We start from the raw sequence: 16,373 nt of genomic DNA, 5'->3' as shown, positions 1-16,373 counted from the left end.
TCCTCGGTGGACTCCCGGCCGTGCATCACCCCCATTTGCTTTCGCTGCCTCCTGGCCAGCATCCGGATCTGCTGATCGCGTGCGAGCATTGCGACGCACTTCATGTCCGCGCGGCACTGCAGGCCGGTGAACGGGCCATTTGTCTGCGCTGCGGGGCACAGCTGTATCGCGACAGTACGCGGGCCCACCGCCGCCTGCTGCCGCTCGTCGTGACGGCGGTGATCCTGATGCTGATCTCCAACATGTTCCCGATCGTCGCCATGGACCTCAAGGGCACGCGCATGGAGACCACCCTATGGGGTGCGATACAGGTGCTCTACGCCGATGACATGACAGCGGTGGCCCTGCTCGTATTCGCCACAACTTTGCTGCTGCCCCTGGGCGAGCTGTTGATGATGGGCTTCCTGCTTGTGCCGATGGCCCAGCGCCGCATGCCGCGCACGTTCCACCACATCGCACGCGCCATTCTGCTTATCCGGCCGTGGGGCATGATCGAGGTGTTCATGATCGGCGTGCTCGTCACACTGGTAAAACTATCGACCGTCGCGCAGGTGCTGCCGGGCGTCGCGCTCTGGTCATTCGGTGCGCTGGTGGCAGTGCTTGCCGCGATCCTGTCGTTTCCACCGCGCGACCTCTGGCGCCACCTCGATGCGGACATCACGCATGACGTGCCGGCGGCTCCCCGCAACCGCGTCATGAGCGCACCGCGGTCGCACTACCCGACCGCGACCGCGCAGGGACTGCTGGCTTGCCATGCTTGCGAGCTGCCCAGCCCGATGGTGCTGGAAGGGACGCCCTGCCCACGCTGCGGCGCAACCCTGCACCATCGCAAGCCGGCCAGCATGGCGCGCGCCGGGGCCTTCCTGCTCTCTGCCTATCTGCTCTATATCCCGGCCAATCTGCTGCCGATCATGGTGACGCAGTCGATCTTCGGCACCCAGCACGACACCATCCTGTCGGGCGTGATCTACCTGTGGCTGTCGGGCTCACACATGCTGTCCTTAATTGTGCTGATTGCCAGCGTGATCGTGCCGCTGCTCAAGATGATGATCCTGACGCTGCTGTTGCTCACGGTGCGCCTCCGCTCGACCTGGCGCCTACGTGAGCAGACCCGGCTCTACGCGGTGGTCGAACTCATCGGCCGATGGTCCATGCTCGATGTCTTCGTTGTCGCACTGCTCGCCTCTTTGGTACGCGCCGGGTCGCTGGCCACCATCACACCAGGGGCCGGAGCGCTGGCCTTTGCCGCGGTCGTCGTGCTCACCATGCTCGCATCGCTCAGCTTCGATCCCCGACTGCTATGGGACAACCTGAACGCGTCGCCTCAGCCAATCGATCTCTCGCAAGCCGAACATGCCCGAACACATTAACCCCGACGCGCCGCAATCGATACCCGAGCCGGTCCGCAGGCCGCCGGCGCGCTGGCTGCCTTCGCTGGTCTGGTTGATTCCCATCGTGGCCGCAGTGGTCGGACTTTCGCTGCTCATCAGCACGCTTGCGTCGCGCGGGCCCGAGATCACGGTCACATTTCGCACCGCTGAAGGGCTGACGCCCGGCAAAACACCAGTGCGCTACAAGGATGTCGAGATCGGCGTAGTCAAGACAGCGCGGCTTGCAGCAGACCGTTCTCATGTGATTGCGACGATTGCGCTTACAAAGGATGCAAAATCCTTCGCCGTGTCCGATACACGTTTCTGGGTGGTACGGCCACGCTTTGCCATCAGCGGCGTCTCGGGGCTGGAGACGCTGCTATCCGGCGCATATATCGGCGTGGACGCGGGCAAATCCACCGTGGTCACGCATAGTTTCACCGGGCTGGAAGTTCCACCCGTGATCACCACCGATGCTTCGGGCAGGCAGTTTGTGTTGCGCGCACAAGATCTCGGCTCGCTCGACATCGGCTCACCGGTCTACTATCGTCGCGTCCCCGTCGGCCATGTCGTGGCCTATCAGCTCGACCCGAACGGCCGCGACATCACGTTGCGGGTCTTCATCAACAAGCCCTATGACGAACTCGTCTGCGGCGATACGCGCTTCTGGCACGCCAGCGGCGTCGACCTCAAGCTCGATGCCAATGGGCTGAAGCTCTCCACGCAGTCGCTGGTCACGGTGATGCTCGGCGGCGTGGCGTTCCAGGCGCCGGAGCACTCGACTGCGCACACCGCGGCCGCAGAGAACACCGAATTCCTGCTGGCGGCGGACCAGTCCGAAGCCATGAAGGAACCGGATGAGCTTGCGCCTGCCTTGGCAGTCCTCAATTTCGATCAGTCGGTGCGTGGTCTGTCTCCAGGTGCGCCCGTCGATTTCCGCGGTGTGACCGTCGGGCAGGTGCGCTCGATCGGTATCGAATACCAGCGTGACAAGAAGGCTTTCCGCATGCCCGTGGTGGTCGAACTCTATCCGTCCCGCATGGGCCTGCGCGAAAAAGACGTGGCCGACGATACGCGCAAGCTCGCCATCGTGCACAGCCTGGTACAGCGCGGCATGCGCGCGCAATTGCGCACCGGAAACCTGCTGACCGGCCAGTTATACGTGGCACTCGATTTCTTTCCGAAAGCGCCGCTGCCCGATGAGCTCGACCTGAACGCATCGCCGCCGCAACTTCCCACCACGCCTGGCACCTTCGACGAACTGCAAGCCAAGCTGGGTGACATCGTGACCCGGATCGGCAAAGTCCCGTTCGAACAGATCGGACAGGACGCGCGAACGGCGATGGTGTCGATGAACAAGATGCTGGCCAACGCTGACAAGCTCGTGGCGCAGGTCAATGGCGACGTGGCGCCAGCGGTGCTGGCGGCGCTACAGGATGCGCGCCGTACGCTCGCCACCGCGAATGGTGCGCTGGCGCCCGATGCATCACTGCAGCAGGACACGCGGCGGATGATGCAGGAACTCACCCGAACTGCCGCGTCGCTGCGCATGCTCACCGACTATCTGGAGCGGCATCCCGAAGCGCTCCTGCAAGGGAAAAAGGAAGATAAATGATGATGCGTCAGAGCATGCTCGTTCCGCTGATCCTCGCGGCGACAGTCATGATCAACGGCTGCGCGTCGCCGGAGCCGCGCTATTACACATTGGCGGCCGGTTCATCCGACACGGCAACCACCGTACCAGCGGGAATTAGCCGGACTCTCGCGCCACGATGGATCGAGGTCATGCCAGTGCGTGTACCCGAGCGCATGAATCGCGCTCAGTTGATGGTGCGCGACGGCTCTGGCGGCGGCGTCAAGTTGCTCGACACGTCTCGCTGGACGTCTCCATTGCCGGACGAGCTTCGCGATGCCCTGTCGCAGCATTTGCAATCGAGTCTTGATGCGGTCGATATCTACCAGCACGGCCTGCCGGCCACCACGCCGGCCGTACGGGTGACAGCCGAGGTGGTAATGCTTGACGCCGACGTGGGAAAGCAAGCCGCGGCCACCATCGCCTGGACCGTCAGGCGGCTACCGGACGGCAAGATCCTGAGTGGCCGCACCGAAGCCGAGGTGTCTGCGCCGGGGCAAGTGGATGGCGTGGTGGATGCATATCGACAAATCCTTGCCGTAACAGCGGCCGACATAGCATCCAGCATGCTGGCCCTTGAGCGTTAGACAAGAAGCGCGGGGCTCGTTGATGTCCAGGGCGGGTCTGACCACAGAGCCTCAGGACCCTCCGAACCAGTTGTAACCCTGATCTACCCAATAGCCGCCCGGAAAGGTATTGGTCACGAACATTTCCATGATGTGCTTGGGATTCTTGTAGCCAAGCTTGGTCGGCATCCGCAGCTTCATCGGGAAGCCGTACTTCGGCGGAAGACGCTCGCCATCGTAAGTGAAGGTCAACAAGGTCTGCGGATGAAGTGCCGTCGCCATGTCGATGCTTTCGTAGTAGTCGTCGGCACATCGAAATCCCACATACCGGGCCGTGGTATCGGCGCCAATGCGTTTCAGGAACCCGGCAAACGGCGTGCCGCCCCAGCGCCCGATCGCGCTCCAGCCTTCCACGCAGATATGGCGCGTGATCTGCTCGGCATGGGGCAACGCGTACAGCTCGTCCAGCGTCCAGCTTTTCTTTTCCTGCACCAGCCCGCCGACCTTGAGCCGGAAGTCGTCGCCGTTCACCACGGTGACCTCGTCGATACCGTAGAACGCATTGAACGGGAATGGCCGCGTGATGTCCGCCTCGGTGTAGGTCGGGGCCAGCCGGTTCGGGTCGAATAGCCACGCCTGCACGCGATCGTTCATGCGCGACACGCGCGATAAAAACGTTTCCACCGAAGCTTCGTCGGTGAGGCTGCAACCGGTCAGCATGGCCAGGCCGCCAAGGGTCAGGATGCGCTTGCCAAACAGGCGCCGCGAAGGCGCGTCGAGTTCGCGCCGCACGTCGATGGCCAGCGACTGACGGTCAACGACGATGGATCGGGAAGATTTGGGATTCACGACTCATGCTCCATTTGGGTCAACGTCCGCGGATCATCGTCAGCAGGCTGCGCGGCACCAACGCCACCATGACCACATGCACCACGACAAAGACGGCGAGCAGCGTCATCGCGCAGAAATGAACCACGCGCGCGAAGTCGTAGCCACCCATCATCTCGCGCAGCAGCGGAAACTGCACGGGCTTCCAGATCGCGATACCGGACAACACAAGCACCAGCAGCACCACTATCACCCCTAGATAGGCCAGCTTCTGCACCGCGTTGTAATGACTGAGATCGGCGTGAGACAAGCGGCCGCGCAGTGCTGCAAGCAGGTCATCGAACACGGCACGCGGTCGCAGGGGAAAGAACTTGCGCGCAAAGCGGCCCGTGGCCAGATTCATCGCCAGATAAAAGATCCCGTTGAAGAACAGCAGCCACATGGCCGCGAAGTGCCACTGCAGCGCCCCGCCCAGCCATCCCCCAAGCGTGATATCGCCGGGAAAGCGAAATGGTGGAAACACGGGCGAGGCGTTGTAGATGCGCCAGCCGGACAGCATCATCACCAGGGCCGCCAGCGCATTGAGCCAGTGCGAGACGCGCACCCAGCCCGGCTGGATCTTGCGTGGGGCGACGCCAGCGTTGATTGCGTCATGCGAGAGTGCCATTTCGCCCTCCTCAATTTCCGAGGGCCGGGCACCGCGGCGTTTTACCGCAACGATGCCTGGCCGAGATTGCCCAGCGTTACTTGCTCATTCCGCCCGACATGGCATCGCCTTCCTTGCCCATCTTGTCGTGGGACTTCGGCTTGGCCATCTTGTCCTTGGACATGCTGTCCTTCGCCATGTTGTCCTTCGCCATGCCGTCCTTTGCCATGCTGTCCTTTGCCATGCCGTCCTTTGCCATGCCGTCCTTCGACATCGCATCCTTCGACATACCGTCCTTGGACATCGAGTCCTTCGACATGCTGTCCTTCGCCATCGAATCCTTCGCCATCGAGCCGCCGGTCTGGGCGAATGCTGCCGTGCCACCCATCAGGAACATTACGGACACCGCGGCAATTACAGTCTTGATCATTTTCGACTCCTCGTTACCTTGTTGAACCGGGACCGTCCCGGTCGACGAAACATTGCGCCGCGCCGCTTAAGGGCCGGCACCAGATTCACACGGAATGTGTGCGTCTGAGAGGAAATTCGACGTGGATGCGCATCCGGTTACAGCGCCCGAATATTTTTTCCGTCACGCGCCGGCTGCGAAGCGCCTTGCAACACACACGACGGCCATCGCGGCGTAGAATTCGCGCAAATCAACGTAGCCGGTGTAACCAACGCGACCGATGGAACGAACTGTAGAACAGGACGTGCTGAAACAGCGGGAGTACCGCCTGCTCGGCCTGTTTACAGGCGGCTTGGCGGGGAACCAGGAGGCCTATGGGCAATTCCTGACCGAGTTGTCCGCGATGCTGCGCGGCTATTTCCGTCACCGGCTCCCGCAGCAGGCCGGCGATGTCGAGGACCTGACCCAGGAAGTGCTGCTGGCCGTCCACAATGCGCGCCACACCTACCTGCCGGGCCAGCCCCTGACGGCCTGGGTGCACGCGATTGCCCGGTACAAGCTTGCCGATCATTTCCGCGCGCACGGGCGGCACGATGCGCTGAACGATCCGCTCGACGCCGCAATGGATGTGGCAGCAGCGCCCGACCTGGAGCCGGCGCAGGCCAAGCGTGACCTGAACCTGCTGCTAAACCAGTTGCCCGATCGACAGCGCCTGCCGATCGTGTACGTGAAGCTGGAAGGACTATCGGTCAGCGAGGCCGCGCAGATGACCGGCATGTCGGAGTCGGCGGTAAAGGTGGGGGTGCATCGCGGGCTGAAAGCGCTCGCTGCAAAAATTCGAGGAACACGATGAAGACCGACGACCTGATTTCCATGCTTGCCACTGGCGTCGCGCCAGTCGACCGGCACGTGGTCGGCCGCCGCTTTGGTATGGCCATCGCGATCGGTGCGGCAGCGGCGATCCTGCTGCTGGCGGCCACACTGCATTTACGCGCCGACCTGGCCGAAGTCGCCACCACTCCGCTGTTCTGGGCCAAGGTGGCCCTGCCGCTGTCGTTGCTGCTGGGCGCCTTGTCGATGGTGACGCGGCTGGCGCGGCCCGGCATGCCCACCGGACCAGGCTGGCCGGGGATATCGGCACCGTTCGTTGCCGTGTGGATTGGCGCGGCCTATGTGCTGGCGGAAACACCGGCCGGCGAGCGCGTTGCAGCGGTGCTGGGACAAACCTGGCGCGTCTGCCCGTTCGCGATTGCCATGCTGTCGGCCCCCGTATTCATCGCGGTCTTCTGGGCATTGCGCGGGCTCGCGCCGACCCGGCTGCGGCTGACCGGCGCCGTGGGCGGCCTGCTGTCCGGCGCCGTCGCCACGCTGGTCTACTGCCTGCACTGCCCGGAAATGGGCGTGGCGTTCTGGGGGGTGTGGTACGTCCTCGGCATGCTGGTGCCCACCGCCATTGGGGCGCTGTGGGGGCCGCGTCTGCTTCGGTGGTAATCGGCAGGCCGGTTGTGCACGATTAAGTCTGGCGTGCCAACCGGTCCCTGCGGCAATTACTGCGGTATCAGCTCCACTTTCTCGCGGCTTTCCTTTTCCACGGCCTTGCGCGAATACACCAGCGGAAAATACTCGCCGCGCGCCCACAACGGCGCCAGATCGCGATAATGCGCACTGGCGGGGTTGCCGGACTGTCCCGGCGTGTTGACCACGCGCGACCCATCCCAGTTACCCACATCCAGCACCATGCGGAACGACGCCCCGGCCGTCAGCTGGAAATCGCTATTGCGATAGCTGGTATTCATCGGCGTAAATGACGATCCGCCAATCGGCCCCGCGTTGACGTCATATTGCTGGCGCGCGTTGGCGTCCAGAATCGCATGCAGCGGATGCTCGAACACCGCCGTATGCAGCTTGCCCCATTGCCAGCCTTTCGGATCGTTGCCGAGTTTCTTTTCCAGTTCCACCATGGCGGACTTCAGCGTGCCCATCATGATGTCGTTGCGCTTGTCGACCGTCATCCATGAATCGGGCCGCTCCAGCACGGCGATCACGCGGCTGGCGTCGCCCGCGCCAACCAGGCGCGCCCCTTCCGGCGACAACGCGGCGCGCACGACGGCCGTACGCAGATATTTGCTGAACCACACCTCGAACAGCGCCGCCGGCGCGCTGTCGGCGCGTTCGTTGCCATCCCAGTTACGCAACAGGTCCAGCCCGCGCTGCACCTGCGCATCGCTGCTGTTCAGCGGCTTGAGCAGCGCCACCACGCGCTGTGCCGGCAGCGACACCGTGTCGTTCTGCCACGCCATCGAATCTTCGAGCGTGCTGCGCGCGTTGGCCGCCACCAGCGCCTTGAGGCGTCGCGCGCGCGAACTGTCGCTCCATTCATAGCCCACGCCGATTTTCGCGGCCGGGTGATTGGGCGGGATATTGTTTTCGTTGGCGGTGACCACATAGCCCGGCGCCGGATTGAAGGCCCACGGCAGTTCGTCCATATTGCGATAACCGGCCCATTCATATCGGCCATCGCCGGGCACCGGGGTCAGGCCGTCCCAGTTCGGGCGATTGACCGTCAAGCCGCCTGGAATCCAGCCGATATTGCCAAAGCGGTCCGCATAGACCTGGTTTTCGCCCGGTGCGCCCCAGCGATTCATCGCGGCACGGAACTGATCCCAGTTTTGCGCGCGCATATAGTCCATCGAGCCGAAATACGGCGCCATGCCGTAATCGAGCCACGCCGCGCGCAGCGCATAGCTGCGATTGGTCTTGGCGTCGGCATACAACACCGGCCCGTGGCGCGTGAAATCGATGGTGACCTTGCGCGGCGTCGATTCGCCGCGCACGGCAATCTGCTCGGTAATGGTCTCCATCGGCTCCCAGCGGCCCTTGTATTTATATTCGTGCGGCTGCGCGGGATTGGTCTCGTAGATATACAGATCTTCCTGATCCATATAGAAGCGCGTCAGGCCGAATGCGATCGTGCCGTTGTGGCCAATCGAGATGCCCGGCAGAAACGGCTCGCCCGCGCCGATCACCGACAAACCCGGCGCGTTCAGATGGCTGATATAGCGCAGGCTCGGCGCGCCGTGAGCACGGTGCGGATCGTTGGCCAGGATGGGACGTCCCGTGGCGGTGCGGCTGCCGGCGATGACCCAGTTGTTCGATCCCAGGCTGCGCGCCGTATCGCTGGCCGCATCGACGGTCGCATACAAACGGTCGACGGGAATGTTCTCCGCCTTGCCGGTGTTGCCGGGAGACCACCATTCCTTCGGAAAACGCGGCGCGGCGGTAGCCAGATCGTAGGCCTTGCGCAATTCGGCGGCGGGCACGGCGCAGGGATCGAGCCCTTCGGACAATTTCGGCTCGACCGGCGGGTCGAGTTCGCGGCGCACCCAGTCGGCGCGCACGGCATTGGGCTTGACGTAGCAGAAGATCTGCGCGCGATCGATTTCGCCGGTCATATTCAGTGTCAGGCCGTGATGGCGGATCCGCACGATATCCTCGGCGCGCCAGCGCGACGGCTTGTAGTTCAGCATCCTGAACTCGGGCGGCAGCAGCTCCGGGCGTGCCTCCACCTGTGCCACGTAGGCATTCACCCCCGCGACGAAGGCCTCCGCCACGCGCTTGGCGTCCGATCCGTAGGCCAGCCATTCGCGATACATGTCGCCGCGGAACAGCACGGCGCGGGCCATGCGGTCGCCTTCGACATAGGCCGGCCCGAAGTCCTTCGCCATCTCGCCGAGTCCGCGCTTGCGCCACAGGTCGATCTGCCACAGACGGTCGCGCGCGGCCATGAAACCCTGCACGTAGAACGCGTCATAAAGCGTATTGGCGTAGATGTGCGGCACGCCCCAGCGGTCCACCAGCACAGTGGCCGGCTTTTCCAGCCCGGGCACTGCGTACTTCTCGGCGCCTGCCGCCTGCGCGGACGTGGCGAGCGCCGCGGCCAGGCAGCCCGCGACAAGCGCGGCGCGCGGCCAACGCGAGGAATGGGAACGGGGCGCGCGAACAGCCTGGGGGGTGCGGAACATCGGATCTCCTCGTCTGAATCTGACTTGCGAGGATAACGGAATGTTACGCACGAGGCGATCCTGCGCCGCCGCATAAACGGGCGTTGGCAGCGCTGGTGGCCGCTCGCCGGGAACGCGCGCGATAGCTCGATACGGCGTCGCATGCCGCTGCTCATGCGGCCCACGCGCCGGGGCGCGTCAGTAGACGTCGCGGCGGTAGTGTCCCGATTCGATCATCGCCTGCAGCCGCGTTTCGCCCAGCACGCGCGACAGTGCCGCGTGCACGCCGCCGGCCATCCCTTGCAGGCTGCCGCAGACATAGATCGCCGCGCCCTGCGCCACCCAGTCGGCAATGACCGCGCCTTGGGCCTCGACCGCGTCCTGCACATAGTGCGGCGCGCCGCCATCGCGCGACCACGCGCGGTCCATGCGCTGCAGCACGCCTTGCGCGCGCCACGCCTGTAGTTCCGCGCCATGGAAATCGTCATGGGCGGCCGATCGCTCGCCAAACAGCAGCCAGTTGCGATGCTGACCGGCCGCGGCGCGCGCTTTTAGCAACGCGCGCAAACCCGCCAGGCCGGTGCCGTTGCCGATCAGAATCAGCGGACGATCGTCGGGCGGCGCGTGGAAGCTGCGATTGGTGCGCACGCGCAGCGCAATATCCGCACCTTCCGGCGCGTGCGCCGTGAGCCAGCCCGATGCCAGCCCCAACGAGCCGTCGTCGCGGCGTGTCTGGCGTACCAGCAACTCCAGCCGCCCGTCGGCGGGCAACGACGCAATCGAATATTCGCGATGCGGCAGCGCAGGCAATGCATCGATCAGTTGCTGAGGCGGCAGCCCCGCCATCGTCTGGAGGTGCGCATCGGGCAGCGGCAGCCGCGTGGCCAGCGCCTGCGCCAGCGGCATGACGCGGCTGTCGCAACGGACCGTCACCGCGCCGTCGAGCCCCAGCGCATCGAGCAGGCGCGCCACCACATCGGGCGGCAGGCAGGGGCCGACCTCGGCAATATCGCCCGCCTGCCACGACAAATCCGCCGCATCAGCGGGCGTCAGCGCCAGATGAAAGGCCGGATCGCCCTGGCTGCCGGGATTGAGCAGGCGTCGCTCGGCCAATTTCCAGCGGCCATAGCGCGGACGCTCCCAATCGGCGATCTCGGCGCCGCCGCTCAATGCCGCCAGATGATTCTGCCAGTGACGCAGCGCGCCGGGATCGCCATTGTCGACTTCGACCATGTCGAACAACGGCTGCGCATGATGGCGCTGCAACCAGCCCGACAACGCGTGGCCGAACGCGCAGAAGCCCGCATAGCTGCTGTCGCCAAGCGCCAGGACACCGTAGCGCAGCCGTTGCAACGCCTGCGGCGGCGCGCCCGCCAGCAGGCGGCGCGCGTAGCCGGACGCCATGTCGGGCGCGTCGCCTTCGCCGGTGGTGCTGACCACGAACAAGGCCTGGTCGCAGCCGGCCAGCCGCGCGCCGTCGAGTTCCGCGAACGACAGCAATTGCACCGGCATTCCCGCACCCTGCAAGGCCCGCGCGGTCTGCAGCGCCAGTTGCTCGGCAAATCCGGTCTGGCTGGCGTAGGCCACCAGCGTCGGTCGCGTGGCATCGTCCGGCGACGCCAGCACGGTGCGCGCGGCGCGACGGCGGCGGTGTGCGCCGACGATGGCCACGCAAAAGCCGAGATACGCGAGTGCCACGCATGCGGCCATCGCGTGCCGGTCCGGCGCGATTATCGCCAGCGCCGCGCCGGCCATCGCAACGATCCACCACAGCCAGCGCGTCATGACAGCATTGCGGCCCATGCCGGTGTGGTCAGTTCTTCAAAGCCGTGCGGCGTGCGCACCAGGAATCGTGCCGCCAAGGCGTGTCGCCGCGCAAATGCGATGCCCGCCTGCGGGCCGAGCACGGTCAACGCGGTGGACAAGGCATCGGCCATCATGCAATCGCGATGAATGACCGTGACCGACGCCAGCGCATGCGCGGCCGGATAGCCGGTACGCGGATCGATCGTATGGGCATAGCGCTGGCCATCGTGTTCGACATAGCGGCGATAGTCGCCCGACGTCGCCACCGACAGGCCCAGCAGCGCAATCAGCGTGCGCGTGACGGCGCCATCGGGCGCTGGCGCTTCGAGTTCGACCCACCACGGCATGCCGTCCGGCTTGAGCCCCTGACCGCGCAGTTCGCCGCCGATTTCCACCAGATGATGCGCGACGCCCTGCGCTTCAAGAAAGCGCGATACGGCGTCGACCGCGAAGCCTTTGGCAATCGCGCAGAGATCGAGCGACAGGCCGCCGGGCTGGCGCGCCCGGCGCTGCACCGGATCGATTTCCAGGCGCTGCCAGCCGCAATGCTGCCGCACGCGCGCCACGTCGTCGGGGGACGGCGCCGTGGCGCGACGGCCGGCCGGCCCGAAGCCCCAGAGATCGACCAACGGTCCGGCGGACGGATCGTAGGCGCCGCCGCTGTCGCGCGCCACCTGCAGCGCGGCCTGCACGACCGCGAAACAGTCGTCGGGCAGCGCGATCCAGCTACCGGCTTCGGCGCGATTGAATCGCGTGATATCGGAAGTCTCGGACCAGTTGCTCATCTGCGCGATCACGTCCGCAAGCACCGCGCGAATGCCTGCGTCGATGTCCTGCGCGCGCTGGCCCGCGGCAAGCACCGCGCTGACCGACCACGTCGTCCCCATCGTGTCGCCGGCCCATTGGCATAGCGCGCCGTGCGCGACGGGGGACGGCGGCGGCGCACTAAGCGCAACGGGAATCAGCACGCGCTGCATCGAATCGCCTGCCTGCGCTTACTGCGGCAACACTTCGACAGTCACCGCATAGGTGGCCCGGCGCGTGCGGGCCTGCGGGATCGACGTCTTCTCGTCCTTGAGCTCCGCTTCCATCCAGTACATGCCCGGATTCGGCCATTTGACGCTGAACTTGCCGTCGGCGTCGGTGGTGGCGCTCATCTCGCCCAGCCGGTCGCGATAACGGATGCCGCCCGGCACCACCGAGACGGCCTGGTTGGCCAGCGGCTTGCCGTCGAGCAGCAGGCGGAAGTTCGACGCCTCCCCGGCGATCAGATCGTTCGGATGGGTGATCGGCGCCAGTTCCAGGCCGCGGCCGGTGCTTTCCAGCACCTGCCGGGTGGGGCGGCCGTTGGTCACGTAAGACTCGATACGGCCGGCGATCTCGGTCACCTGCAGGTCCTGCGCGCTGGCCGGCACGTTCTGCGCGAAGTCGCTGGCCGCGCCGCGCCAGCGCTTGGTCTGGCCGTTGTCCTTCCAGCTGGCAAACACGCCGCTGTTGACCACGGCTACGCGATAGGTGCCCGGCTGCGTAAGGTGAAGATCGAAGGTGCTGCGGTATTTGCCGGTGGACGCGTTCTCGGGGCGCACGGTGGTCTTGCCGTCCGGGCCGGTGACCACGAGGTTATCGAGCCGCATCGGCACGTGCTCGAAGTAGAACAGGTCATTGGACACCGCGGCGTCGACGGTCACCCACGCGTCTTTTTCGGACAGCACGGTGGCGGACGGCAGCAGCCATTGGCGATGCGCATGGGCCGCAAGCGGGGCCAGCGCGGCCAGGGCCAGGATGGCGAGACGTGCGGAAATGCGGACGGGCTTGGTCATCGTCGGGACTCCAGTGATCAAAGTGCGGTCGGGAAAGTGTCAGGGCTTGAGGTCGACAGTGACGGCGCCCAGTTCGTGTTCGCCCTTGGCGCGCGCGGTCTGCGCCGATTTCGGCGGCCACGCAAACGGAACGCGCACCAGTTCGCGTCCGCCCACTTCGCGCGCGGCTTCCACCACCAACTGGTAGTCGCCGGCGGGCAGCTTGCCCAGCGGCGCCTTGCTGTCGGCAAAGGTCAGCGCATGTTCGCCCGGCGCGCGCGTGGCGCCGGAGACGCCGTCCGCAGGCATCTGCATGTCGCGCCCGGCCTTGCGCCACCACTGGCGCATGTCCTTGAGCCACTTCGTGCCTTCGCCTTCCTTGTTCTTGGCGTCGTACCAGACGGCCAGCGTGGAGACCGGACTCTGATCGGCGCGCTCGATCCACATCGACACATAGGGACGGTGATATTCGGCCACGTTCAGGCGGGGAATCTCCACCTTGACGTTCAGGTCGGCGGCCATGGCAGGGGCCAGCGGCGCGGCGGCAAGGCCGGTCATGGTGACGGTCAGAAGTCGGCGCATCTTGGAGCTACCTTTCTCGATGGATGTAAGGGAAATGCGTTCAATGGATGAACAGGATGGCCAGCAGCAGCGGCGCCACCAGTCCCGCGCCGACCAGCGGCCACGTTGCCACGCGGCCGGCGGCGTGCAGCTTCAACAGGAACAGGCCCGTGATGCAGAAAATCAGGCAGGCGGCGGCAAAGACGTCGATGAACAGGCTCCACGCGCGGCCCGTATTGCGGCCCTTATGCAGGTCGTTGAGATAGGAAATCCAGCCGCGCGAGGTGGACTCGTACTGGACTTCGCCCGTATCGAACGCCACGCTGACCCACGCATCGCCGCCGGGCCGCGGCAGGCCGACGTAGATTTCGTCGGCCGACCATTCGGCCTCGCGCCCCGCCGCTTCCACGCCGACCGTTTGCGCCAGCCAGTCGCTCAGCGCGGCGGGCACCGGTCCCTTCTGGTTGCGCGTGGCCGCGTCGGCCGGCGCGGCGCGTTTCAGCGCGTCGATCACAGCGCGTGGCGCGGTATCGTGACGCGCAACCACCTTCGGCCTGGCCTCGATCTGCCCGGCGTGATTGAGCGTGAATCCGGTAACGGCAAACAGCAGCATGCCGATCAGGCAGATTGCGGAACTGATCCAGTGCCACTGGTGCAGATGCTTGAGCCAGAAGGCGCGGCGCTGCTGGCCGGAAGCTGGCGCGGTGTCGGTCATTCGGGTGGGTCAACGTGCGGGCCGTGCCGATGGACACTGCTGCGCGAAAAAAGGAAAGCGTTTGGGGCGGTCTGGTCTGGCCTCGCGCGGCCTCGCACATGGCGACCGCATCACAATCCCGCCAAACCCAAGCGATGATAATCGTTCTCATTTGCCATATCAACCTCGGCGTAATGGTCGCAGTGCGTTTGGTCCGATGTTTCGATTACGGATCGTTACGCAACCCCTTCGTGTGACGCCTGTTGCGCTTACGCCGTAGCCTGAGCGCCGCATGCGCCACTATCGATAATTTGGAAGCCGCGCTCCATCAAGTTTCGTATTGCGGCCGCCGTTAGGGCCGCTCACAGAGGACGACTGTTAAAGCGTCCCACGAGTCAATCACCGAAACGGAGGAGTTGGATGTTGCAAAACCTGAGTCTGCGAAAGAAGCTCATGCTGCCATTGGTGCTGAGCTGGGTCTGCCTGCTGGCAATCACGTTGTGGAACGCATGGCAGATGCGCGACATGCGTCTGCAGGATCGCGAGTTGACCCTGGAGCAGGTGACCGACACGGCCAACTCAGTGGTTGCCGAATACGAGGCGATGGCGCGCGCAGGCAAGCTCAGCAGCGAGGAGGCGCAAAAGCAGGCGCTCGATCGCATTCGCGCGATGCGCTTTGGCGCCGACGGTTATTTCACGGTAATGCGCTCGGACACCGTGGTGCTGATGCATCCGATCAAGTCGGAAATGAACGGCAAGAACATGAGCGAGACCAAGGACCCCAACGGCGTCTATCTGTTCCGCGACATCGCGCAGATCGGCAAGACGACCGGCAAGGGCTTTGTGGAATACCTCTGGCCGAAGCCGGGCGCCGAGGCGCCGCAACCGAAGCTGAGCTACGTGCTGAACTTCCGCCCGTGGGACTGGAACTTCATCGCCGGGCTGTACATGGACGACATCCAGGCCGAGTTTCGCGCCGCGCTGTGGAAATCGCTGGGTTGGCTGCTGGCGGTCGGCGCGCTGATGAGCGTGGTGATGATCCGCGTATCGGCCAGCCTGCACAAGCAGCTTGGCGGCGAACCGGCGCTGACATCGGAGATTGCCGCGCGGATTGCCGACGGCGATCTGGCCATGCGGGTAGACACCGCGCCCGACGATAGCGAAAGCGTGCTGTACAACATGCAGCAAATGCAGACGCGGCTGGTGGGGGCCATCGGCCAGATCCGCAGTTCGGCCGATTCGATCGCCGGCGCCGCGCGTCAGATTGCGGCAGGTAACGTCGATCTGTCGCGCCGCAGCGAAGAACAGGCCGCGTCGCTGGAACAGACCGCCGCCAGCATGGAGGAGCTGACGAGCACCGTGCGGCAAAGCGCCGACAATGCACGTCAGGCTGCGCGGCTTGCGGAAGGCGCTTCGGACATCGCGGTGCGCGGCGGCGAAATCGTCAGCAAGGTTGTGGGCACGATGGGCGAGATCAAGGCGGCGTCGGGCAAGGTCGTCGACATCATCGGCGTGATCGAAGGCATCGCGTTCCAGACCAACATCCTGGCGCTGAATGCGGCGGTGGAGGCGGCGCGTGCTGGCGAACAGGGGCGCGGCTTTGCCGTGGTGGCCGGCGAGGTTCGCAGCCTTGCGCAACGCAGCGCTACGGCAGCCAAGGAGATCAAGGGATTGATCGATAACTCGGCGCAACGCGTGGAAGACGGCGCAACGCTGGTGGAAGGCGCGGGCAAGGCGATGGAGGAAATCGTCGAGGCCGTGAAGCGCGTGACCGACCTGATGGGCGAGATGCGCGCGGCCACCGAAGAGCAGACCGGCGGCATCGAGCAGGTCAACCAGGCGGTCTCGCAGATGGATCAGATGGCACAGCAGAACGCCGCACTGGTGGAAGAAGCCACGGCCGCCGCGGCGTCGCTGGAAGACCAGGCCAATACGCTGCATCGCACCGTGGGGCAATTCAGGCTGGCCGGCGCGCTATAGAAGCCGTAAAACGCTATAGCCGCTCCAGCCGCTGTGGACGATCCGTCGGCGGCGCCGACGCAGGCGGTTGGCGGGTGCGG

15 protein-coding genes are annotated in these 16,373 nt (G+C 65.1%); 6 read left to right on the top strand and 9 right to left on the bottom strand.

The window, feature by feature from the left end; all coding sequences use genetic code 11:
- Positions 1-20: 20 nt before the first annotated feature.
- From F7R19_RS06740 to F7R19_RS06730, 3 genes are read left to right on the top strand one after another with little or no spacing between them, the layout of a single operon-like run.
- Complete coding sequence (locus tag F7R19_RS06740; RefSeq protein WP_170292560.1) at positions 21-1,370, top strand: paraquat-inducible protein A; 1,350 nt, start codon at positions 21-23, stop codon at positions 1,368-1,370.
- Positions 1,354-2,985, top strand: a complete 1,632-nt coding sequence (locus tag F7R19_RS06735; RefSeq protein WP_150979754.1) for a PqiB family protein — start codon at positions 1,354-1,356, stop codon at positions 2,983-2,985. The genes F7R19_RS06740 and F7R19_RS06735 overlap by 17 nt, the downstream gene beginning before the upstream one ends.
- Positions 2,982-3,590 carry a PqiC family protein gene (locus F7R19_RS06730; RefSeq protein ID WP_223506268.1) on the top strand — a complete coding sequence of 203 codons (609 nt, stop codon included), beginning with the start codon at positions 2,982-2,984 and terminating at the stop codon, positions 3,588-3,590. Before F7R19_RS06735 ends, F7R19_RS06730 begins: the two co-directional genes overlap by 4 nt.
- A 51-nt stretch (positions 3,591-3,641) precedes the next feature.
- On the opposite strand, the gene F7R19_RS06725 is transcribed toward F7R19_RS06730, so the two are convergent.
- The 3 genes from F7R19_RS06725 to F7R19_RS06715 form a co-directional block, all read right to left on the bottom strand.
- Positions 3,642-4,418, bottom strand: a complete 777-nt coding sequence (locus F7R19_RS06725; protein WP_150979753.1) for a molybdopterin-dependent oxidoreductase — start codon at positions 4,416-4,418, stop codon at positions 3,642-3,644.
- A gap of 19 nt (positions 4,419-4,437) precedes the next feature.
- The gene (locus F7R19_RS06720) at positions 4,438-5,064 is read right to left on the bottom strand and encodes a cytochrome b/b6 domain-containing protein (protein ID WP_150979752.1); all 627 of its coding nucleotides are present in this window, start codon (positions 5,062-5,064) and stop codon (positions 4,438-4,440) included.
- Between the two features lie 76 nt (positions 5,065-5,140).
- Positions 5,141-5,473: a pentapeptide MXKDX repeat protein gene (locus tag F7R19_RS06715; RefSeq protein WP_150979751.1), complete on the bottom strand. Its 333-nt coding sequence runs from the start codon at positions 5,471-5,473 to the stop codon at positions 5,141-5,143.
- A 259-nt stretch (positions 5,474-5,732) separates the two neighbouring features.
- Here F7R19_RS06715 and F7R19_RS06710 point away from each other — a divergent pair, with 259 nt between their 5' ends.
- Positions 5,733-6,305 carry a sigma-70 family RNA polymerase sigma factor gene (locus F7R19_RS06710; protein ID WP_061953867.1) on the top strand — a complete coding sequence of 191 codons (573 nt, stop codon included), beginning with the start codon at positions 5,733-5,735 and terminating at the stop codon, positions 6,303-6,305.
- On the top strand, positions 6,302-6,943 hold the full coding sequence (locus F7R19_RS06705) for a DUF1109 domain-containing protein (RefSeq protein ID WP_150979750.1): 642 nt from the start codon (positions 6,302-6,304) through the stop codon (positions 6,941-6,943). Before F7R19_RS06710 ends, F7R19_RS06705 begins: the two co-directional genes overlap by 4 nt.
- Positions 6,944-6,999: 56 nt before the next feature.
- Here the strand turns inward: F7R19_RS06705 and F7R19_RS06700 are convergent, their stop codons facing one another.
- From F7R19_RS06700 to F7R19_RS06675, 6 genes are all read right to left on the bottom strand, one after another.
- A complete protein-coding gene (locus F7R19_RS06700; RefSeq protein ID WP_223506270.1) occupies positions 7,000-9,474 on the bottom strand; it encodes a penicillin acylase family protein in 2,475 nt (824 codons plus the stop codon).
- A 177-nt stretch (positions 9,475-9,651) separates the two neighbouring features.
- Positions 9,652-11,238, bottom strand: coding sequence for a sulfite reductase subunit alpha (locus F7R19_RS06695; RefSeq protein ID WP_150979749.1), 1,587 nt, complete (start codon positions 11,236-11,238; stop codon positions 9,652-9,654).
- A complete protein-coding gene (locus F7R19_RS06690) occupies positions 11,235-12,236 on the bottom strand; it encodes an FAD:protein FMN transferase (RefSeq protein WP_150979748.1) in 1,002 nt (333 codons plus the stop codon). Before F7R19_RS06690 ends, F7R19_RS06695 begins: the two co-directional genes overlap by 4 nt.
- Before the next feature lie 18 nt (positions 12,237-12,254).
- Positions 12,255-13,079, bottom strand: a complete 825-nt coding sequence (locus F7R19_RS06685) for a DUF4198 domain-containing protein (RefSeq protein ID WP_150979747.1) — start codon at positions 13,077-13,079, stop codon at positions 12,255-12,257.
- A 39-nt stretch (positions 13,080-13,118) separates the two neighbouring features.
- A complete protein-coding gene (locus F7R19_RS06680) occupies positions 13,119-13,640 on the bottom strand; it encodes a DUF2271 domain-containing protein (RefSeq protein WP_061953878.1) in 522 nt (173 codons plus the stop codon).
- Positions 13,641-13,680: 40 nt separating this feature from the next.
- Positions 13,681-14,334 (bottom strand): PepSY-associated TM helix domain-containing protein, encoded by a 654-nt coding sequence (locus F7R19_RS06675; RefSeq protein ID WP_150979746.1) that lies wholly within the window; start codon positions 14,332-14,334, stop codon positions 13,681-13,683.
- Positions 14,335-14,733: 399 nt separating this feature from the next.
- Here F7R19_RS06675 and F7R19_RS06670 point away from each other — a divergent pair, with 399 nt between their 5' ends.
- Positions 14,734-16,293 (top strand): methyl-accepting chemotaxis protein, encoded by a 1,560-nt coding sequence (locus tag F7R19_RS06670; RefSeq protein WP_150979745.1) that lies wholly within the window; start codon positions 14,734-14,736, stop codon positions 16,291-16,293.
- Positions 16,294-16,373: the final 80 nt, after the last annotated feature.

Source organism: Cupriavidus pauculus (assembly GCF_008801835.1).
Classification (GTDB): Bacteria; Pseudomonadota; Gammaproteobacteria; order Burkholderiales; family Burkholderiaceae; genus Cupriavidus; species Cupriavidus pauculus.
The sequence above is the reverse complement of the archived record's forward strand: the minus strand, read 5'-3'. Positions and strand labels throughout refer to the sequence as shown.